21 protein-coding genes are annotated in these 20,120 nt (G+C 31.6%); 1 reads left to right on the top strand and 20 read right to left on the bottom strand.

The features are described from left to right. Nucleotides 1–145: 145 nt before the first annotated feature. The 19 genes from A8975_RS00890 to A8975_RS00800 all read right to left on the bottom strand — a co-directional run bounded on the left by A8975_RS00890 (nucleotide 146) and on the right by A8975_RS00800 (nucleotide 18,780). Nucleotides 146–1,423: a glycosyltransferase family 4 protein gene (locus A8975_RS00890; RefSeq protein WP_208325348.1), complete on the bottom strand. Its 1,278-nt coding sequence runs from the start codon at nucleotides 1,421–1,423 to the stop codon at nucleotides 146–148. Continuing rightward, nucleotides 1,380–2,138 (bottom strand): sulfotransferase family 2 domain-containing protein, encoded by a 759-nt coding sequence (locus A8975_RS00885; RefSeq protein ID WP_134198355.1) that lies wholly within the window; start codon nucleotides 2,136–2,138, stop codon nucleotides 1,380–1,382. Before A8975_RS00885 ends, A8975_RS00890 begins: the two co-directional genes overlap by 44 nt. After that, nucleotides 2,126–3,490, bottom strand: a complete 1,365-nt coding sequence (locus A8975_RS00880; protein WP_131506369.1) for a lipopolysaccharide biosynthesis protein — start codon at nucleotides 3,488–3,490, stop codon at nucleotides 2,126–2,128. Before A8975_RS00880 ends, A8975_RS00885 begins: the two co-directional genes overlap by 13 nt. After that, nucleotides 3,491–4,033, bottom strand: a complete 543-nt coding sequence (locus A8975_RS00875) for a hypothetical protein (RefSeq protein WP_131506370.1) — start codon at nucleotides 4,031–4,033, stop codon at nucleotides 3,491–3,493. Nucleotides 4,034–4,053: 20 nt separating this feature from the next. Beyond that, complete coding sequence (locus A8975_RS00870) at nucleotides 4,054–5,307, bottom strand: sulfate adenylyltransferase subunit 1 (RefSeq protein ID WP_134198851.1); 1,254 nt, start codon at nucleotides 5,305–5,307, stop codon at nucleotides 4,054–4,056. 65 nt (nucleotides 5,308–5,372) lie between these two features. Further along, nucleotides 5,373–6,278 (bottom strand): sulfate adenylyltransferase subunit CysD, encoded by a 906-nt coding sequence (gene cysD, locus A8975_RS00865; RefSeq protein WP_131506372.1) that lies wholly within the window; start codon nucleotides 6,276–6,278, stop codon nucleotides 5,373–5,375. Beyond that, a complete protein-coding gene (cysC, locus tag A8975_RS00860) occupies nucleotides 6,275–6,874 on the bottom strand; it encodes an adenylyl-sulfate kinase (RefSeq protein WP_134198354.1) in 600 nt (199 codons plus the stop codon). The genes cysD and cysC overlap by 4 nt, the downstream gene beginning before the upstream one ends. Before the next feature lies 1 nt (nucleotide 6,875). Further along, entirely contained in the window at nucleotides 6,876–7,304 is a 429-nt protein-coding gene (locus A8975_RS00855; protein WP_131506374.1) for a DUF2061 domain-containing protein, read from the bottom strand. Next, nucleotides 7,305–8,105 (bottom strand): 3'(2'),5'-bisphosphate nucleotidase CysQ, encoded by an 801-nt coding sequence (gene cysQ, locus A8975_RS00850; RefSeq protein ID WP_370450261.1) that lies wholly within the window; start codon nucleotides 8,103–8,105, stop codon nucleotides 7,305–7,307. It abuts the gene before it with no gap. Further along, a complete protein-coding gene (locus A8975_RS00845; RefSeq protein WP_134198353.1) occupies nucleotides 8,092–9,138 on the bottom strand; it encodes a GDP-L-fucose synthase family protein in 1,047 nt (348 codons plus the stop codon). The genes cysQ and A8975_RS00845 overlap by 14 nt, the downstream gene beginning before the upstream one ends. Nucleotides 9,139–9,147: 9 nt before the next feature. Next, nucleotides 9,148–10,272, bottom strand: a complete 1,125-nt coding sequence (gene gmd, locus A8975_RS00840) for a GDP-mannose 4,6-dehydratase (protein WP_131506376.1) — start codon at nucleotides 10,270–10,272, stop codon at nucleotides 9,148–9,150. A 78-nt stretch (nucleotides 10,273–10,350) separates the two neighbouring features. Then, complete coding sequence (gene rfbD, locus A8975_RS00835) at nucleotides 10,351–11,211, bottom strand: dTDP-4-dehydrorhamnose reductase (RefSeq protein ID WP_134198352.1); 861 nt, start codon at nucleotides 11,209–11,211, stop codon at nucleotides 10,351–10,353. Further along, on the bottom strand, nucleotides 11,208–11,753 hold the full coding sequence (rfbC, locus tag A8975_RS00830) for a dTDP-4-dehydrorhamnose 3,5-epimerase (protein ID WP_134198351.1): 546 nt from the start codon (nucleotides 11,751–11,753) through the stop codon (nucleotides 11,208–11,210). The genes rfbD and rfbC overlap by 4 nt, the downstream gene beginning before the upstream one ends. A gap of 1 nt (nucleotide 11,754) precedes the next feature. Then, on the bottom strand, nucleotides 11,755–12,612 hold the full coding sequence (gene rfbA / locus A8975_RS00825) for a glucose-1-phosphate thymidylyltransferase RfbA (protein ID WP_134198350.1): 858 nt from the start codon (nucleotides 12,610–12,612) through the stop codon (nucleotides 11,755–11,757). After that, a complete protein-coding gene (gene rfbB, locus A8975_RS00820; protein ID WP_134198349.1) occupies nucleotides 12,609–13,628 on the bottom strand; it encodes a dTDP-glucose 4,6-dehydratase in 1,020 nt (339 codons plus the stop codon). Before rfbB ends, rfbA begins: the two co-directional genes overlap by 4 nt. Further along, on the bottom strand, nucleotides 13,618–14,673 hold the full coding sequence (locus tag A8975_RS00815; RefSeq protein WP_131506380.1) for a hypothetical protein: 1,056 nt from the start codon (nucleotides 14,671–14,673) through the stop codon (nucleotides 13,618–13,620). The genes rfbB and A8975_RS00815 overlap by 11 nt, the downstream gene beginning before the upstream one ends. Before the next feature lie 12 nt (nucleotides 14,674–14,685). Continuing rightward, a complete protein-coding gene (locus tag A8975_RS00810) occupies nucleotides 14,686–16,380 on the bottom strand; it encodes a DUF6909 family protein (protein ID WP_134198348.1) in 1,695 nt (564 codons plus the stop codon). A 31-nt stretch (nucleotides 16,381–16,411) separates the two neighbouring features. Further along, nucleotides 16,412–17,914 carry a GH3 auxin-responsive promoter family protein gene (locus A8975_RS00805; RefSeq protein WP_134198347.1) on the bottom strand — a complete coding sequence of 501 codons (1,503 nt, stop codon included), beginning with the start codon at nucleotides 17,912–17,914 and terminating at the stop codon, nucleotides 16,412–16,414. Next, the gene (locus A8975_RS00800; RefSeq protein ID WP_131506383.1) at nucleotides 17,914–18,780 is read right to left on the bottom strand and encodes a M23 family metallopeptidase; all 867 of its coding nucleotides are present in this window, start codon (nucleotides 18,778–18,780) and stop codon (nucleotides 17,914–17,916) included. Before A8975_RS00800 ends, A8975_RS00805 begins: the two co-directional genes overlap by 1 nt. 115 nt (nucleotides 18,781–18,895) lie before the next feature. Here A8975_RS00800 and A8975_RS00795 point away from each other — a divergent pair, with 115 nt between their 5' ends. Next, nucleotides 18,896–19,081 carry a twin-arginine translocase TatA/TatE family subunit gene (locus A8975_RS00795; RefSeq protein ID WP_129759781.1) on the top strand — a complete coding sequence of 62 codons (186 nt, stop codon included), beginning with the start codon at nucleotides 18,896–18,898 and terminating at the stop codon, nucleotides 19,079–19,081. Nucleotides 19,082–19,130: 49 nt separating this feature from the next. On the opposite strand, the gene A8975_RS00790 is transcribed toward A8975_RS00795, so the two are convergent. Continuing rightward, complete coding sequence (locus A8975_RS00790; protein ID WP_134198346.1) at nucleotides 19,131–20,111, bottom strand: DUF4837 family protein; 981 nt, start codon at nucleotides 20,109–20,111, stop codon at nucleotides 19,131–19,133. Between the last annotated feature and the right edge of the window lie 9 nt (nucleotides 20,112–20,120).

The raw sequence follows: 20,120 nt of genomic DNA, 5'->3' as shown, positions 1-20,120 counted from the left end.
GAAGACAACAAGAGGCATGATATAGCAATTTTTGAAAAACTAATTCCTTGAGGTTTTAAGAGCACATAAAAGAATACATAAAACAAGTTAAGGTAAAGAATTACCTTAACAATACTTGCATTTGCTCTAAACGTATTCTTCAAAATTAATTAATACTTTTATATAGTTGTATATATTTTTTAGCTACTATAGTAGTATCAAAATTTTTTAAAACCTTTGCCCTAGATTTATTTTTTAACCCTAAGTAGTTTTCATTATTTAAAACCCACTCTATGCCCTTAGCTAAATCATTAGTATCAAGAGGTTTTGCTAAATATCCATTTTCTTTATGGTCTATTAAATCGCTGTTCCCTCCTATATCAAACCCAACGACAGGTGTTCCACAAGACAGACTTTCCATAATAACATTAGATAAATTTTCTTCTAAACTAGGAACAATCATGACGTCAGCTGCATTATAAATTGCTGTTAAACTAGCATCATCATATAGTCTCCCTAAATAATGAGATTTAAAACCTAAGTTTTCAGGGTTTTGGGGCTTAGAACTACCGTATATTAAAAGCTCAACACATTCTTTATTTATACTTTTTAATGCTTTCTTTAGTTGATCAAACCCTTTTCTTTTGTCGCTAGTGGCAGACATCGCTCCAAAAAGAATCAATTTTTTATCATTCGGCAAATTAAATAATTTCCTTGCATGTTTTTGCTCTACTTGTTTGAATAAATTTGTATCTATTGGGTTTGGTAAATTAACCACCCTTTTATCCCTAAATAGAGTACTAGATTTTGCACAAGATTCGAGCCACTTACTTAAACCTATAATTGTTAAATTTGTTTTGGCGAAAGTTTTTTTCTTTCTATTAAAAATTTTACGACTTAAGTCATTTTCTTTATTTGACTTTAAAATAATACATTTCCCACAGTTTTCTTTATATCGTTCGCATTCTTTTGAATAATGACACCCACCCGTAAATGCCCACATATCATGTAAGGACCAAACAATAGGTGCTTTTATCTTTGAAAAGTCTTCTATTTTTAACATTCCTGCATTAATCCAATGTAAATGAACAATATCAGCATTTATTTCATTAATTGCTTTTACAATTCTAAATGACGGTGAAAATGACGGTGAAAATAAATCATGTTCTTTATATTTAAGTAATGGGTATGGATTTATTATAGACTGTGCTTTAGCTGTAAATTTACCAATCTTTGAAGTAGGAGAAATAACTGTATAGTCATCACTTTTTTTTGTTTTAACTAACATTGTAGAGCTAACCCCTTCTTTAAGGAGCGAATTATGAAGTCTATAAGATGCTCTAGCAGCACCACCTTCTATATCACTAAAATTTACAATCAATATTTTCATTATCTTACACTCAAATCTCGCTTTTATGGCTTGTATCACTAAAACTATAGCCAAAGAGTAAAATATCTTTTTTATAAACTTCTTCTACAATCTTTTGCGTTTTTGAAGAATAATATGTTCTATAATCTTTTTCCCTTTTAGATTTATTTTCGTGTGTAAGAAGAATATCCTTATTCAACACCTCATTAATTTCTTTAACACTATTGTTAAATTCTTCTATTTTATATATTTTGTCTACTGCAACTTTTGAGTTTATTGTGATAAACTCATATTGAGGAATAAAATGTATCCCTTTATATATATTATCTTCATTAACCCAATTTAGGACAAAATCTTCAAAATCCTTATATTTTGATAGGTGCATTTCATACCACTCTGCATCTTCTTTATGAAACCCTCCTGCTTTTAAAAAGAAGTAGGCTGAAACTAATCTATCCCATGGATTTCTTGCAAATGTGAATTTAAAATATTTTTTAAATTCTTTTTGGTTGAAAATGTATAAATACTTGTAAATTGGTCTATGCCCATAACCTAAATTTCCAAAAAGATTTAATGCCAATGAAACCCCTCCTGCTTTAGGGATATGAATAAAAATACATTCATTATCATCAAAACCTTTTAATGAATACTTTTCTTTTCCCTTTACTATTATTTTTCTTTCTTCTTGCTTCTTGTTAAACTCTTTACTTCTAAAAAACCTATATAGATTATATATTAGTGAATGAGGGAGTTTTAAAAATATTTTTTCGAAAAAACTTAACTTGCCCATATCCCTTTAGCTTTGTTATTTATTATTTTATAATATTGCATTGGTCTTAATACAGCTGCATAAGACATAGAAACACAAGTAGCAATTATAACTCCTGTTGTTCCCATATTAAAAAAGTTTGCGAATAATATACTCAACGGTATGTTTATAATCATAGATGTGATTGCAGTAATTAATTGAATCTTAATTTTCCCTACACCATTAATAAATTGAGTAAAAACCATGTTAAACGTAAACAACAAAACAAATAAAGCCATTGAAATAGAAAGAGATAATGGTACAATAACTTTTTCTCCAATCCAAATATTATAAAACCAATCTTCCAATATCAACATTATAATTAGCAGTATTGGTACAATAAACCAAATTTTTAAAATATTTTTTACAGATTTCTTTATCCATTCGAAATCTTTTAGGGTAAATGCTTGAGTAAATGAAGACCAGTAAGGAGCTACAATCATTGTGTATAGCATGGTAAGTATAGAAAAGTATTTAAAAGCGATGTTGTAAGGGACTACTTCTTCAGGGCTAAATAACTGACTAATGATAAAATTATCAGTAGAAAACAAAATTATTGCTGCAACTTGTATAATGAAAAAATTAACTCCTATACCCATTACATCTTTTAAATATTTTTTATTAAAATACTTAAATGATGGTTTTATTGCTTTGTACTTATTTGAAAAAGCAAATACATTGAATATTAATAAAACAACTACAGGTATGCATGAAAACAAAGTGCCAAAAACAAGTAAAGAACTATTATCTGTTTTGGTGAGCTGCCAGACAATAAACAATAATATCGCTTGTGTGATAAACTGAATTTTAACTTGAACTGAATGATTTTGATCAGCTAAATATATGCTGACTATGAGTTTTACAATTAATTGAATACAAAAAAACCCAACAACAATAGGCATTAAAAAACTAAGGTCACTTCTTAACTTAGAGCTAGAATTAAAAAACAATGTCCAATCAATAAAATTATTAATGGCAAAAAAAACAATAAAAAGAAATGAACTCAATATGAATATTGAATAATATGCAGAGCTAATATATCCTTTCACTAACTCTAAATTATTGTTCGCTTTTGCTTCTGCAAACTTATTTCTTAATCCGTTACCCAATCCAATATCCAAAAAAGAAAGCCAAGAGATAAAAGATGTAATTGTTAGCCATACCCCATAGTTTTCAGTATCGAGATACTCAATTGTTAATGGAACTAATAAAAAATTAGATAAAACAGCTCCTCCTTTGTATAAAAAAGAAATTAGTAAATGCTTTATTATGTTTTTTGTTCGAGAGCTTTTTACTCCTACTTTTTCTAAAAGTTTAACAATATTATGTTTCAATTATTGAAAAAGTTTATTTATAATTTTTTTTCTTAAAAACATTGTTGGGTTATATTTCCCATCTATTCTTTTTGTATTAATAATGCCTGTTTCAGGATTATATTCTATAAATTTATTAAAAGTAAAGTAATCATTTAATTCATCAGGAGAAATCAAATACTCAACATTATTGGTATGTATTTTAATTAATTTAACTGTAATGGCTTTCTCGTTTTCTCTCCCTAAAATCAACCCTAAGCTAACATCAGGTTTAATTTCATCTGGCACTTCAAATTTTATAACCTTTTGATTTTCATTACTGTTCATTTTATGAGTTATGATAAAATTCATAAACTGACTGTTATTTAAAAAAACATCATTTGAAAATAAAATAAAATCATCTGGTTTAGTCGTTTTAAAATCTATTTCAAATACGAGTCTATTCTTTTTTTCTATTTTTTGCTCTAGTTTATTATTTTGTTGCTTAGCTTTTTCGGCTACATTTTCTTCATTTTTACACGAAAAAAAGGTAATTACTAATAATACTAATGTTAATTTTTTCATTAATTTATTTGTTTTTATAGTTAAACTATCATTCCTGCGGCAACAGTTTCATTAGTTGCATCATCTACTAAAATAATACTTCCAGTAGTTCTGTTTTCTCTGTAAGCATCAATCATTAACGGCTTTGTAGTACGTATTTTAACTTTAGCAATATCATTCATTGATAAATCAGTATCGTCACTATTTCGCTCCAAGGTATTGATATCGTATTTGTAAACCACTTCTTTAATCATCGCTTTTTGATCGTTAGAAGTATGCTTAATAGTATATTTTGCTCTAGGTTTAGCTGCACTATTATTTAACCAACACAACATTACCTCAATGTCTTGAGAAGGCTCTGGTTTATTGTTTGAACGCACAATCATATCACCTCGACTAATGTCTATATCGTCTTCTAAAGTTATAGAAACTGACATTGGTGCGTAAGCTTCTTCTAATTCTTTATCATGAAGGTTAATACTGCTTATCTTTGATGTAAATCCTGAAGGCATTACAGTAACATCATCGCCTTTTCTTAAAATACCACTTGCTACACGACCTGCATAACCTCTATAATCTATAAAACCTTCACGTTGTGGTCTTATTACAGTTTGTACAGGAAAACGCGCATCTACTTTATTAATATCACTACTAATATGCATTGTTTCCAAAGTATGTAGCATTGGTGCTCCTTGATACCAAGGCATATTTTCTGATTTGTTTACCACATTATCTCCTAAAAGCGCTGACATTGGTATAAAACGAACGTCTTTAACAAGCATCTTTGAAGACACTTCTTCAAATTCTGAAACAATTTTATTGAATACGTCTTCAGAAAAATCAACCAAATCCATTTTGTTTACACAAACAATAATGTGTGGTATTTGCAATAACGATGCTATAAATGCATGACGTTTAGTTTGCTCAATTACACCATGTCTTGCATCAATTAGAATGGTCGCTACGTTAGCTGTTGATGCTCCAGTAACCATATTACGTGTATATTGAATATGTCCTGGTGTATCAGCAATAATAAATTTACGCTTTGGTGTTGTAAAATATCTGTAAGCAACATCAATGGTAATACCTTGCTCTCTTTCGTCTCTTAAACCGTCTGTAAATAGTGCTAAATCTACACCTTCATGACCTTTTTTCTTACTTGTGTTTTCAATAGCTTCAAGTTGGTCTTCAAAAATAGATTTAGAATCGTATAGCAAACGCCCTATTAATGTACTTTTTCCATCATCTACACTTCCGGCAGTTGTAAAACGTAATAATTGATTGTTGTCTAACATGTTATTCTTTATATGAGATGCCAAATTGTATTTGGCATGACAGTTAATTTTTTATTTAATTTTGATTAAAAGTATCCTTGACGCTTACGGTCTTCCATAGCAGATTCTGATCGCTTATCGTCACTTCTGTTTCCACGCTCGGTATTTCTCATACCAGCAACTTCAGCAGCAATTTTCTCTAATGTATCAGCATCAGATTCTACACCACCAGTAATAGTAATATCACCTAACGTTCTAAAACGTATCTTTTTAGTCACCACTTCTTCATGGTCTTCTAGTACTAAAAATTCAGAATTTGGAATCCAAGAGTCTTGTCTCCAAACGACTTCGCGTTCATGTGCAAAGTATAATGATGGAATTGCAATATTCTCGCGTTTTATGTAGTTCCAAACATCCATTTCTGTCCAGTTACTTATTGGGAATGCTCTAAAGTGCTCTCCTTCAAAATGCTTTCCGTTGAAGATATTCCACAGTTCTGGTCGTTGGTTTTTAGGATCCCATTGCCCAAAATCATCTCTATGAGAGAAGAAACGCTCTTTGGCTCTTGCTTTTTCTTCGTCACGACGTCCACCACCAATAGCACAATCAATCTTATTGGCCTCAATAGCATCAAGAAGTGTTGTAATTTGAAGTGCATTACGCGTAGCATTTTTCCCTTTTTCTTCAGCTACACGACCTTCGTCTATAGATTCTTGTACAGAACCAACAATAAGTTGCGCGCCTAATTCTTTAATAATGTCATCTCTAAACTGAATGGTTTCTGGGAAATTGTGACCAGTGTCAACATGCATTAATGGAAATGGTATTTTAGCAGGATAAAATGCTTTTTTTGCTAAATGCGTTACCAAGATAGAATCTTTTCCTCCTGAAAATAAAATTACTGGGTTTTCAAATTGTGCCCAAACTTCACGTAAAACAAAAATTGCTTCACTCTCTAATTCATCTAAATAATTTAAATAATACTTACTCATTGTTGCTTTGACAATTTTGGCGTTATATAATCTACGATTCGTTGCGCAGCTGCTTCAACTGATTCGTTTTCTGTTTTTATTTCAATATCAGGGTTTTCTGGCGCTTCATAAGGCGCTGAAATTCCTGTCATGTTTTTTATCTCCCCAGCTCGAGCTTTTTTATAAAGCCCTTTTACATCGCGTCTTTCACATTCTTCAACGCTGGTATTAACAAATATTTCGACAAAGTTAATATCTTTAACGATACTTCTAATGTTCTCTCGGTCTTTTTTGTAAGGTGACACAAAAGCTGCAAGTGTCACTAAACCAGCATTAACCATTAAATTTGCCACTTCTGCAATTCTACGGATATTTTCAGTTCTATCTTTTGGAGCAAAGGTTAAGTCTTTATTAATTCCTTTTCTGATATTGTCACCATCTAGCGAAAAGGTTTTAATACCGTTCTGATGCAATTTTTGTTCAACCACATTGGCTATAGTAGACTTACCTGATCCTGATAATCCTGTAAACCATAATAAAAAAGAATTGTGTCCATTTTGCTTTCGTCTATCTTCAATAGATATTTGATAATCGTGCGGAATAATGTTCTCTTTCATCTTATTCTTTTTTTCTTTTACTTAAACCAAAGTTTATTTTATACCAAACGCGTTCGTGCAAATAATACAATATCATTTTAGTAATCACTTCAGCAAAACCTATTTGTAAAGCAGCAAGTGGATTACCCGAAATAATCCAAGCCAACGTCATTGTATCTATTGTTCCTATAAAACGCCATGTAATAGTTTTGGCAATATGTCGTTTTCTACTTTCAAGAAGAATACCATCCTTCGATAAATTAATTTTGTACCAAACACGTTCGTGTAAGTAGTATAACACTGATTTTGTTGTGACTTCTGCGAATCCTATTTTAAGACCTGCCAAAGGGTCTCCAGTAACTATCCAAGAGAGAATTATTGTGTCTATCGTTCCAACAACTCTCCATGTAATGGTTTTGGCAATATGTCTTTTATAAGAAACATCTGCCATTTACTTACTGACTAAAAAGTAGCTGTTTAATAGGTTTTCTTTATTGTAAGCTAATGGTTTATTTGTTTCTTTAGAAATAACCTCTAACCCAACTGCGTTACAAATGGCTTGACCTGCAGCAGTATCCCATTCCATGGTAGGTGCATATCGTGGATATACATCGGCATTTCCTTCGGCTACCAAACAAAATTTTAAAGAGCTTCCTTTTGATACAATCTCAACCTCTTTACCTTCTGCTTTCAAGCTTTCTACAAAATCCAACGTGTCTTGGTTCATGTGCGAACGACTACCAACAACCTCAACTTTATCCGAATTGTTTTTCTTTGGTTGTAATGGTTGGGCTAATTCTAATATCTTTTCAACAGCAACATCATGAGACTCTAAATCTACCTTAAACGCTTCGTTGTTTTCTACATTAGCAAAATAGATGGTTTTTACTGCAGGCACGTAAATAACTCCTAAAACAGGTTTTCCGTTGGTTACTAACGCTATATTTACTGTAAATTCACCGTTACGTTTTATAAACTCTTTAGTGCCATCTACTGGATCTACAACCCAACAGGTTTCCCAAGTTTTTCTAACAGCGTAATCCGTTTGTTTATTCTCTTCTGAAATTATTGGAATTTCCGTAGGAATCAGGTACGAATTAATGACATCATTAGCTTTTTTGTCTGCCTCTGTTAAAGGTGATTTGTCGTCTTTCATTTCTACATCAAAAGCTGTATCATATATTTGCATGATTACTTTTCCTGCTTCTAATGATGCTTTGATAGCTGTTTGTAGGTTTTCATTTATTAACATACCAATCGTACACTTTTTTAATTCCGTCTTCTAATTCAACCGAATGTTTCCAACCTAAACCGTTCAATTTAGAAACATCTGTTAATTTTCTCATGGTTCCATCAGGCTTATCTGTATTAAACACTAAGTCTCCTTTAAAATCAATAATGCTTTTTATGGTTTCGGCTAGCTCTTTAATAGAAATTTCTTTCCCTGTACCTATATTGATATGGGTGTTTCTAATTTCGCTATCATTTTCGGAATATGTATCAGAAAACTCTCTGTTTTCCATAATAAATACACAAGCATCAGCCATATCTTTAGACCATAAAAACTCTCGTTTTGGAGCTCCTGTTCCCCAGATTTCTACACTGTTTTCTGATACTCCAAATTTAGAAAGATACACTTTTGCCTCTTCAATCGTTTCAAAACCAGTGTCACTAATAACAGCATCTAAATTGTTTTCATTTAGCATTTTTGCTAAATATATCTTTCTAATTAACGCTGGTAAAACATGTGATTTTTCTAAATCGAAATTATCGTTAGGTCCATAAAGATTTGTTGGCATAACCGAAATAAAATTTGTACCGTATTGAAGATTGTAACTTTCACAGGTTTTTATTCCAGCTATTTTTGCAATGGCATAAGGCTCATTGGTATATTCTAAAGTGTCTGTCAATAAATACTCTTCCTTCATTGGTTGAGGAGCATTTTTAGGATAAATACATGTACTCCCTAAAAACAACAATTTTGATACGCCATTAAGGTAACTTTGATGAATTACATTGTTTTGAATCATCATGTTTGCGTAAATAAAATCGGCTCTGTATACATTATTTGCAATAATACCTCCTACTTTAGCTGCAGCTAAAAAAACATATTCTGGTTTTTCGCTTTTAAAAAAGTCTTCAACAGCAACTTGATTGGTTAAGTCTAGTTCAGAATGTGTTCTGGTAACTAGGTTTGTATAGCCTTTACTTTTTAAGTTTTCTACAATAGCACTACCCACCAAACCTCGATGTCCAGCTACATATATTTTAGAATCTTTTTTCATAACTGCTTTTTATTCAAAGTAGTTATTGATTCTGTAACCGCCATCTTGCAAAAATTGTTGTTTTTGCATTAGTTTTAAATCGCTAGACATCATATCATCAACTAAATTTTGAAGGTCATATTTAGGAACCCATCCTAATTTTTCTTTAGCTTTTGTTGCGTCTCCTATCAATAAATCAACTTCTGTTGGTCTGTAATATTTTTCGTCTACTGAAACTATCTCTTTGCCAATTTCAAGGTTGAAATCAGGGTTACTACAAGACTTTACAAATCCTTTTTCATTAGAACCTTCGCCTTTAAACTCTAATTCTACACCAATATGTTTAAAACACATTCTAACAAAGTCTCTTACAGATGTCGTCTTACCTGTAGCAATTACCCAGTCTTCTGCTTGATCAGCCTGAAGAATCATCCACATCATTCTAACGTAATCTTTGGCATGTCCCCAATCTCTTTTTGCGTCTAGGTTTCCTAAATACATTTTATCTTGTAAACCTAAAGCTATTCTTGATGTTGCTCTTGTGATTTTTCTAGTAACAAACGTTTCTCCTCGAATTGGAGATTCGTGGTTAAATAAAATACCATTACATGCATACATTCCATAAGCTTCACGATAGTTTACCGTAATCCAATAGGCATACATTTTTGCTACTGCATATGGACTTCTTGGGTAGAAAGGTGTAGTTTCTGTTTGAGGAACTTCTTGTACTTTTCCGTATAATTCAGATGTGGATGCTTGGTAAATTCTTGTTTTATTTTCAAGCCCTAACATTCTAACAGCTTCAAGTATTCTTAATGTTCCTATTCCGTCTGCATTGGCTGTATATTCTGGTGTTTCAAAAGACACATGCACATGACTCATAGCCGCAAGGTTATATATCTCATCTGGTTGTACTTCCTGAATAATTCTGATAAGGTTTGTACTATCAGTTAAATCACCATAATGAAGAAAAAAGTTTTGGTTTTCAACATGAGGATCTTGGTATAAGTGATCAATTCTATCTGTATTAAACAAAGAAGATCTTCTTTTAATACCATGTACTATGTAATCTTTTTTTAATAAAAACTCACTTAAATAGGCTCCGTCTTGTCCTGTTACCCCTGTAATAAGGGCTACTTTTTTATCATTTTTCATATTTTTTATTTCTATTAAGCATGCAAAATTACCATAATTATTGTGGTATGCAACATTTTGAGGTTATTGTGTTTAGGGTTAACTATTAGATAACTTAAGACAATTAGTTAAACTTTTTTTCCATGATTTTTGAATAACTCCTAATTTCTTTAGGCTTTTAGAATTATCCAACACACTAAACATTGGTCTTTTTGCTTTTGTTTTATAGTTTTCAGAAGTTGTTGGCAGTAAGTTTACTTGAATATTCTTTTGCTTAAATATTTCTTGAGCAAACCCAAACCAACTTGTTTCTCCTTTGTTACTAAAATGGTACATACCATAGTTAGTGTTATCTTCTTTTATCACTTTTAGAATTACCTCAGCTAGGTCTTTAGCATATGTTGGGGAACCTATTTGATCATTGACCACATTCAATTCCTGTCTTTCTTTTGAAAGACGTAACATGGTTTTCACAAAGTTATTTCCATATTCAGAATACAACCATGAGGTTCTAAATATAAAATACGTATCTAAAAGCTCCTTTATATATTGTTCTCCTTGTAATTTTGAAGCACCATAAACATTTATTGGATTTGGTGAGTCTGTCTCTGTATATGGTGTGTTTTTTAAACCATCAAAAACAAAGTCTGTAGAAATATGTATTAGTGATGTGTTATAGTCTTTTGACAGTATAGCTAAGTGTTTTACGCCTTCAGCGTTTACAGCAAACGCTTTTTCTTTTTCGTCTTCGGCTAAATCAACAGCTGTATAGGCTGCACAATTAATACAATAATTAAACTGATGTTTTTCAAAAATTGCTTTAGCGCTATTGAAACTAGTAATGTCTAATTCTTTTGAAGACTTAAAAATAAAGTTTAATTCCTCAAAATTTAAAGAAAGTTCTTCGATACATTTCCCTAGTTGGCCATTAGCACCAGTAACCAAAACGCTTTTTTTCATTTAAAAAAAGTGTTAGAAGTTGGTAATATTTTATCCTTTTCAGATATAATTAATTCATCTTCGGGGAAATCCCAATTGATACCAATTGAAGGGTCATTAAAAATAAGCCCTCTTTCAGAATCTTTATGGTAATAATTATCGCACTTGTAGCTAAATATTGTATCGTCTTCTAAAACCAAAAACCCATGTGCAAATCCTCTTGGAACAAACAGCTGTTTTTTATTTTCTTCGGTTAATTCTACAGAGAAGTATTGCTTAAAGGTTGGCGAATTAGGTCTAAGATCAACACAAACATCTAAAACTTTACCTTTAATAACCCTTACTAGTTTTGCTTGTTCATAGTCTCCTACTTGAAAATGCAAGCCTCTTAAAACACCTCTAGAAGATTTAGATTGATTGTCTTGTACAAAATTTACATCTAACCCAGTTAGCTTTTTAAAGGTGCTAGTATTAAAGCTCTCATAAAAATAGCCTCTTTGGTCTTCAAAAACGGTTGGACTAAAAACATACGCTCCTTTTAAATGCGTTTCCTCTGCTTTCATTTTACTTCAAATTTAAAAGGTAATCTCCATAACCACTTTTAAGCAGTGGTCTAGCGAGTTCAAGGAGTTGAGATTTATTTATATATCCCATTTTATAAGCTACCTCTTCAATACATCCAATTTTTAATCCTTGTCTTTCTTCTATAACTTGAACAAATTGAGAGGCTTGCATTAGTGAATTAAATGTACCTGTATCTAACCAAGCTGTTCCTTTATCTAAAATTTGTACACTAAGTTTGCCTTGTTCTAAATAAGATTTGTTAACATCTGTTATTTCTAATTCTCCTCTATCACTTGGTTTGATATTTTTAGCAATTTCAACAACTGAATTGTCATAAAAATATATTCCAGGAACCGCATAATTAGATTTTGGTTGGTTGGGTTTTTCTTCAATAGAAATTGCTTTGTTATTATCGTCAAATTCCACAACTCCATATCGTTTTGGATCCTGGACATGATAGGCAAATATAACACCTCCATTAGGGTTAACATTAGCTTGTAAACTTTGTTCTAGTCCTGAGCCATAAAATATATTGTCTCCTAATATTAAAGCCACAGAATCGTTGCCTATAAATTTTTCTCCTATTATAAATGCTTCTGCTAATCCGTTAGGTTGTTCCTGTACAGCATAATGAAAATTGCACCCAAAATCTTCTCCGTTACCTAATAATTCTTTAAACCTTGGAGTATCTTTAGAAGTTGAAATTATTAATATTTCTTGTATTCCAGCAGACATTAAAGTAGTAAGAGGATAATAAATCATTGGCTTATCGTAGATTGGCATAAGTTGCTTACTAACAACTTTAGTAAGTGGGTGTAACCTTGTCCCTGATCCTCCAGCTAAAATTATTCCCTTCATATTGCTTTATATTTTTTCAAATACCAATTTATGGTTTTTTTTATTCCAGATTCAAAGTTTTCGTCAGCTTTCCAACCTAATTCATTTTCTATTTTTGATGCATCTATTGCATATCTAAAATCATGACCAGGTCTATCTGATACAAATGTGATTTGATCTTTATACGGCTTATCTTTAGGAACAAGTTCGTCTAAAATTTCACAAATAATATTAGCTATATATAAGTTATTACGTTCATTTTTGCCTCCAATATTATAAGTTTCTCCTGCTTTTCCATTTTGAAATGCCAAGTCAATACCCTTACAGTGATCCACTACATATAACCAATCTCTTATGTTTTGACCGTCTCCATAAATAGGAATATTTTCGTTATTAATTGCCTTTCTAATAATGGTTGGAATTAACTTTTCGTCGTGCTGTTTAGGCCCATAATTGTTAGAACAGTTAGTCGTTACTACATTAAGACCGTAGGTATGAAAATAGCTTCTAACTAAAAAGTCTGAAGATGCTTTTGAAGCACTATATGGACTGTTAGGTGCATAAGCAGTGGTTTCGGTAAAAAGACCTGTTTTGCCTAAAGTACCATAAACTTCATCGGTTGAAATATGAAGGAACCTGCAACTTTCAAAACCTGCTTTTATTTTATGTGGTTGCTCTAACCAATTTCTTTTTGCAATCTCTAAAAGATTAAATGTTCCTACAACATTGGTGTTTATAAACTCATCGGGTTTATTAATAGAGTTATCTACATGAGATTCAGCTGCAAAATGGATAATATCTGTGATTTTGTGCTTATTGAAGACTTCTTCAAGTTTACTTTTGTCACAAATGTCTCCTTTTTCAAAATAATAATTTGGATTGGTTTGGTGCTCACTTAAATTAGAAAGCTCACCTGCGTAAGTGAGCTTGTCTAAAATTATTATCTTGGTTTGTGTATAAGTGTTTAAAAAGTACTCAACAAAGTTTGAACCAATAAAGCCGGCTCCTCCAGTAATTAGAATATTTTTATCCCTCATATGATTTTACATATTTTACAACTTTAACAGCTAAATAAAAAACACTTAAAGCTAAAAAAGCTAGAAAAGGAAAAATTATAGAATAACGTTCCCATATTGTTGTGTATTTAGCTCCAACATCCTGAAAACTGGATAAGGTGTCAAAAAACACATCTTCTTCAACTTTTTGAGACTCTAGTTCACTTAATTCTTTTCTTAGGTTTATCTCTTGCTCTAAAAGTTCATATTCTTTTGTTTTTGTTTTTTCTTGTATAAAAGACAAACCATCTCTTGTGGTGTAAGATCCGTCTTGCGATTTAGATTCTTCTTCCATCACATTAACATAAACCTGTTTTAACGAATCAACAACTTTAATGGACGATAAGATTCTTTCCTTTTTAATAGCTATTAAAGAATCTCTTTTCTGCATTTTCTTGATAGAGTAGGTGTTAGTAAATGTTGAGTTCAAGCCATCTTCTAAAGACCTAAAAACATCTTTCTTAAAAGACTGAACATTTATCTCAAAAATGTCTCCTGAATAAATACTTCTATTTTCTAAAAACTGATCAAATTCAACTTCTTGAGCTCTTATACTATCTAACCCTTTTAAAAAATTATCATACTGTTTTATTTGATCATTTTCATTTTCTGGACCAGGGTGAATTTCAAACCTAATTAACTTTTCAGCTTCCTCTTCATTAATATCAAATATTTGAGTTAGTTGTTCATAGTCTCTTTCACCAATTAGCGCATTATAATAGTTTATGTTAGTAACTAATTGAAATTTCGAGTCGAAATATGGTTTAACTAACATTTGTGAGCTATAAATGTCTGGTCTTGTTTTTTCAAGAGCAAAGCCTAGACACCCAGCTATGATAACTACAATAGCAATAATTTTAAAATTATCAATTATGGCCTTAAAAGCATAAATAATAATTGAAAAAACTTCTCTAAAGATCGATTTTATAAATTCTATAAACTTATTAAAAACTCTCCCAATCATATTAAAGATTTGAATTAAATCTATTTCTTCAGAAGGTGTATGCTCTGGTAAATTTTTACTCATTTGATGATATGATTAATTAAATATTTGTTTAATAATTTGTCTTGTTATTAAGTATGTTGGTTTAACTCCTGAGGTTCCTAACCCTCCTGAAGCTAATGTACTCCCTGTCTCTAAAGGATTATCACTAGCATAATAAGCGTACCTTACTTTAACATCAGGTCCTATATTCCCTCTAACTTTTGAAGCTGCTTGGATAGCCTTTTGGTAGTGAGCTCCTTCCATTTCTAAGCCAATTACATTCCATGTTGAATTAAAGAAAAACTTTAGTATCTCTTTGTTTTGTAAAGATGTTCCTAAGACCGTAATCATAGATCCTTCATAAACATCTATATCATTACCTTCTAATTCGGCCTTACTTAATTCATTTTTAAAAGGGTAGTTATCTGCTGTACCTTCAAAAATATGCGCAGAAGGTATCATAATATCTCCTTTTTTTCCTTCTAAAATTCCTGCTTTACCCATTAAAGATATTGAAGCTACATTAAGGTGTGTGTTTGTTGCTCCTACTTTTAAAGGTTTTAAAAGCTCATCCATAGTTTCGTAAGCTTGTTCTCCAAATGCATAATCCATTACAATTATAACAGGCAATTCGCTAGTCTTAGATACTTTTTCTTTATCTACATCTATGTCTAGCTTTGAGTAATCAATCTTAGAGGTGTCAAAAATTTGCACATCAATATTAGCTCCTGAGTTATCTGGAATGTAAATCATTCCATTCTGCAACGCAACTTTTTCTACTTTATTGCGTAATGCCTTATTCTCTTTTTGACTTAAAGCTTGGTATACATCAAAAATGTCTTTCTTAGCTGCAAACGTTTTTAACGCTTGTGGCATAAATAGAGAGTTCATAACACTGTGCATATTAGCACTAATAACATGAATCTCGCGATCCAATAAATTGTTGCTCTTTAATACATTTTTTATGTTATCAGCCCAAATTTCTCCATGAATATGATGTCCTAATCTTTCTCTTAAAACAGGACTAAAAGTTACAGTTCGTTTGTTATTATTAACAGTCTCTTCTATTGCTAACTTACCCAACCAATATACTATATGTAAAAATCGTTCTGGTTGTGTAGGTATAGAAAAACTATCGTAAATAGACATTAGTTCGTTAAACGTTCTGCCTAAAATATTTGCCGTATGAGTTACAGCTATTTCTCGTTCTTTTTGATCTAACTTACTACTTTTTAAAACTGCTTTTTCAAGCTTTATCCAATCTCTTGTTGTTGTTCCTTGTTCATCTATTAAAACACGGTTGCTTATTTTGTGAGACTCTACAAAAAGAAATGTAAGATGTGTAAGAATATCATAAATCTCTGAACGTCCTCTAGTGATTTCAATATTCATCTGCTCATCATCAATCCTGTAGCAATTTCTTCTTCGTTTTGGAGGAATTATGGGTTTGAAATGTGAATTTGCATAACCCTCATCGCTTGTTAAGTTGATAAACGTACATTCTTCAATACCTTGAGGTAATCTATCAATTACATACAGAAGTCCTTCAAGCTCTGCTTTTTCTTCTGAAATAGAACCGTAAATTTCTGGTCTAAGTAGCAATAACGATTCTCGAAGTGTTTCACCAGAAACTCCCATAGGCTTATAAAATCCTCTATTAAAGAGATGCCTCATGGTAATGTACATCCTTTCTATAGCATTCGAGCTTTCTTGAGCTCTCGTTCTGTCATGGCGTTTACTTTTGTTCATACTAACTATTTGGCGAGCAAATATAACACTATTATTTAGTTAAATTAAGCTTTATTAAACTAGTCGCAATATCTCTTCCGTTTGAAAGTCTAGGCAATTTGTTTTGACCGCCTAATTTTCCTATGCTTTTCATGTAGTTTTTAAACCCATCTTTTTTTATTAGAGTGATTTTTAACGGTCTAAGCACTTTTCCTTCGATTAAATCAAAATAATAACTGTTCTGTTTTTGTAATGATTTATCAATCTTTTCTTCTAATTCAAGAAGGTTTTCAGGCTCGTTTTCAAACTCTATAAACCACTCGTGATATGGTAATCCTGATGTTGGATTAATTTGTGGCGCAACTGTAAATTCTGTAACCTGAATATTGGACCCTTCAACCGCTTCTTGTAATGCTTGTTCAACCTCTTTACCAATGACATGTTCTCCAAAAGCAGAAATAAAATGTTTTATTCTTCCAGATACAATTACACGATACGGTTTTATTGAAGTGAACTCAACTGTATCTCCTATATTATAAGCCCACAAACCTGCATTGGTGGAGATAATCATAACATAATTTACGCCAACCTCAACATCTTTAATCGTAATTCGTTTGGGACTCTCTTCAAAAAACTCATCAGCTTTAATAAACTCATAAAAAATTCCTGAGTTTAATTGCAATAGCATTCCTTTTTCGTTTTGTTTATCTTGAAAAGCAAAAAAACCTTCGCTTGCTGGATATAGTTCAATACTATCAACCTTCCTGCCTATAAGGCTTTCAAATTTAGCTTTATAAGGTTCGTAGTTTACACCTCCAAAAATGAATAAGCTGAAGTTTTTAAAGACATCTCCAACGTTTTTATTGGTTTTTTCTTTAATCTTTTCAAAATACATTTGAACCCAAGACGGAATACCAGAAATAACCGTCATGTTTTCAGGCAAAGTTTCGTCAACAATAGCATTTACCTTAGTTTCCCAATCTTCAATGCAATTGGTTTCCCATGATGGCATTCTGTTTTTTTGAAGATAATTAGGTACATAATGTGCTACAATTCCTGAAAGTCGTCCTAGTTCTATACCATTTTTCTTCTCCAAAATTGGACTTCCTTGAAGAAAAATCATTTTTCCATCAACAAACTTACTGTTTCCTGTTTCGGCTATGTACATTAAAATAGCGTTTCTAGCAGCTTCAACATGAGTTGGCATGCTTTCTTTTGTTAATGGAATATACTTTGCGCCTGAGGTTGTCCCAGAGGTTTTAGCAAAATAAATTGGTTTTCCTTTCCAAAGTATATCTTCTTCACCAGCAACAACTCGTTCTACATAAGGCTTTAGGTCTTCATAATCTCTTACTGGGACCGCTTTTACAAAATCGTTGTGATTATTAATTCCAATAAAATTATGGTCTTTTCCAAATTGCGTAGCTGCTGCAGTACTTATTAGTTCTTGAAAGACTTTTTCTTGTGTTTCAATAGGGTTATTGGCCCATTTTAATATCGACTTTTTTACTCTTTTGGCAAACGGTTTAGCAAGTGCAGATTTTATTGAAAACATTACTTAAAATCGATAAAATTAGTTGGGTTTACTGGATAGCCTCTATTCCAAAGTTCGAAATGAAGGTGAGGTCCTGTTGTAAATTGTCCTGTGTTTCCTGCCATAGCAATAACTTCGCCTGCTTTTACTAAATCGCCTTGTTGCTTAGTTATTGATGCATTGTGCTTGTAAACAGATATTAACTCATAGGTATGCTCAATAATAACAACATAACCTGTTTCGGCTGTCCATTCGGCAAAAATAACTGTACCATCAGCAGTGGCTTTAACAGGTGTGTCTTTTGCAACAACTATATCTACAGCATAGTGTTTGTCCTTTACATTATACTCTTCAGAAATTGTTCCGTTAACAGGAGGAAACAATACAAAATTTGATGCAGAAATAGCAGATTCAAATAGATTATACTTATCTTCTTTATCTACTCTTTCTCTTAATAGAGAGTCTTCTTTACTAGGTGTTAAGTTTATATCATTAAGGTCTTTGTTTACAGCTTCAATAATAGAATCTTTATTGAAATCGACCGTTTTTACATCTCCTGTAAGCACTTTTTTAATAGACTCGAAATAGCGTTCATTCATATGAATCACTTGCTGTAACGAATCAGTTTTATAATTAAGCTCAGTAGCTTGTTTTTTTAATGCTGTTGAAGAGTAACCAGGTATGTACTCTCTTAATGAGGTAAATGCTATTAAAAGAATGGTTCCTGTAATTAATAATATTGTTGAAAGCGCTACAATAACAAAAACATTAAGTCTTGTTAGTTTTATAGCAAAACGTTCTTCAAAAGTATCCTCGTTTAAAATAACTAGCCTATACTTGTGAAGCAGTTTTTTAGCGAATTTTTTTTCTTTCTTTTTTTTAGCCATTGCAAAGCAAAATTAATTAAAATAAACGCAAGTTATAATGCTATTTCTTAAAGTTTGCTTTTAAACGCTTAAATTGAACTTTAATTATTAAATTTGCAATTCAAATTAAAATGTTATGATAGCAGCAAGTATATTTTTAGCTCCAGGACCATGGCAAATTGTTTTAATAGTTGTAGTGGTATTATTATTATTTGGTGGTAAAAAAATCCCTGAACTTATGAGAGGTTTAGGAAGTGGTATTAAAGAATTTAAAGATGCCAGTAAAGAAGACGAAAAAACACCTTCCGACAAGAAAGAATAAACTTGATATATTCTAATAAAAAAAGCCAACTTAAATGTTGGCTTTTTTCTTATTTGATTGTTGTGGATCGTATTATCGATTCTAGTTCAAAAATGTAATCTCTTTTATTTATTGAAGGCGCAAAAACATAACCTTCAACTACAATATATCTTTTGTTAATTTCATCTTCAATAGCGTAATTGATAAATGGTCCAGACATAAAGTCGTTTTTAACTTCCCAAATACCTTTTGTCTCTATTGTAGGCTTATTGTCAATAATGGTTTCAAAAATGTAAGGTGCATACGCCTTTTCGGTAATCATGTGTGTGTTTTCCAATCGTCCTTGAATGTGTTTTTCTCCAATAGAATCTCGCATTCTTACAATATCAATTACTGCACTATCGCCTTTTCTTATACGATCAAGAGGCACTTCATATATCATTAAATCCATATTTCCAGTTTGGATATCTTTACGAATCCAAAAGAAATCGTCAGTTGCAGTTGCAATTCTATAAACTGATGGAAATTTAATAGACACTCCTAACTTATCCTCTATAGGTTTTGAGTCGAAAAGCGAAAGATTAATTCGTCGTTGTTTTTCTTTAATTTCCTCCTTTTTAAAGGCATCAACAATTTTATCAGCATTAGTTTCTAATTGCTCAATGATTTCAGCATCTGTTTGACCAGATACAACAATAACGGTCTGTGGCTTTGCAAACACATCATGTGCAATTTTAGTTCCCGCAGCTTTGCCTTTTTCAATTTTTAAAATGGTTCTGTTTTTTGTTGTAAAACCAGAAAACACCTGAGTAGGCATTTGACTGATAGAAAACAGTGGTTCATCTTGAGACAAACCGTGTACTGGAGCAGCTAGTATGCCTCTAATGCTTTCTCCAACACTGTCTTCCCATAATAAATTGTCGGCAACAACCAAAAGTTCATTGATGTTTCCTGACGAACTTGGAACAATACGTTGTCCTTTAGATTTTTTTTCATCGCATCCTACTAGGACAACAAATAAAAGTAGTGCTAATGTGGTTAGTTTTTTCATTGTGTAACT

The organism is Meridianimaribacter flavus (genome assembly GCF_004366715.1).
In the GTDB taxonomy this organism is placed as follows: domain Bacteria; phylum Bacteroidota; class Bacteroidia; order Flavobacteriales; family Flavobacteriaceae; genus Gaetbulibacter_B; species Gaetbulibacter_B jejuensis.
This window is presented reverse-complemented; position numbering and strand designations above follow the sequence as displayed.

Coding starts and splice junctions, on each gene's coding strand:
- A8975_RS00790 (WP_134198346.1), bottom strand. CDS start 20,111: ATGAAAAAACTAACCACATTAGCACTACTTTTATTTGTTGTCCTAGTA.
- cysD (WP_131506372.1), bottom strand. CDS start 6,278: ATGAGTAAGTATTATTTAAATTATTTAGATGAATTAGAGAGTGAAGCA.
- A8975_RS00875 (WP_131506370.1), bottom strand. CDS start 4,033: ATGAAAAAATTAACATTAGTATTATTAGTAATTACCTTTTTTTCGTGT.
- A8975_RS00815 (WP_131506380.1), bottom strand. CDS start 14,673: ATGAGTAAAAATTTACCAGAGCATACACCTTCTGAAGAAATAGATTTA.
- A8975_RS00805 (WP_134198347.1), bottom strand. CDS start 17,914: ATGTTTTCAATAAAATCTGCACTTGCTAAACCGTTTGCCAAAAGAGTA.
- rfbA (WP_134198350.1), bottom strand. CDS start 12,612: ATGAAGGGAATAATTTTAGCTGGAGGATCAGGGACAAGGTTACACCCA.
- gmd (WP_131506376.1), bottom strand. CDS start 10,272: ATGAAAAATGATAAAAAAGTAGCCCTTATTACAGGGGTAACAGGACAA.
- rfbD (WP_134198352.1), bottom strand. CDS start 11,211: ATGAAAAAAAGCGTTTTGGTTACTGGTGCTAATGGCCAACTAGGGAAA.
- A8975_RS00845 (WP_134198353.1), bottom strand. CDS start 9,138: ATGAAAAAAGATTCTAAAATATATGTAGCTGGACATCGAGGTTTGGTG.
- A8975_RS00795 (WP_129759781.1), top strand. CDS start 18,896: ATGATAGCAGCAAGTATATTTTTAGCTCCAGGACCATGGCAAATTGTT.
- rfbC (WP_134198351.1), bottom strand. CDS start 11,753: ATGAAAGCAGAGGAAACGCATTTAAAAGGAGCGTATGTTTTTAGTCCA.
- A8975_RS00885 (WP_134198355.1), bottom strand. CDS start 2,138: ATGGGCAAGTTAAGTTTTTTCGAAAAAATATTTTTAAAACTCCCTCAT.
- A8975_RS00810 (WP_134198348.1), bottom strand. CDS start 16,380: ATGAACAAAAGTAAACGCCATGACAGAACGAGAGCTCAAGAAAGCTCG.
- cysC (WP_134198354.1), bottom strand. CDS start 6,874: ATGAAAGAGAACATTATTCCGCACGATTATCAAATATCTATTGAAGAT.
- A8975_RS00855 (WP_131506374.1), bottom strand. CDS start 7,304: ATGGCAGATGTTTCTTATAAAAGACATATTGCCAAAACCATTACATGG.
- A8975_RS00800 (WP_131506383.1), bottom strand. CDS start 18,780: ATGGCTAAAAAAAAGAAAGAAAAAAAATTCGCTAAAAAACTGCTTCAC.
- cysQ (WP_370450261.1), bottom strand. CDS start 8,105: ATGTTAATAAATGAAAACCTACAAACAGCTATCAAAGCATCATTAGAA.
- A8975_RS00870 (WP_134198851.1), bottom strand. CDS start 5,307: ATGTTAGACAACAATCAATTATTACGTTTTACAACTGCCGGAAGTGTA.
- rfbB (WP_134198349.1), bottom strand. CDS start 13,628: ATGAGGGATAAAAATATTCTAATTACTGGAGGAGCCGGCTTTATTGGT.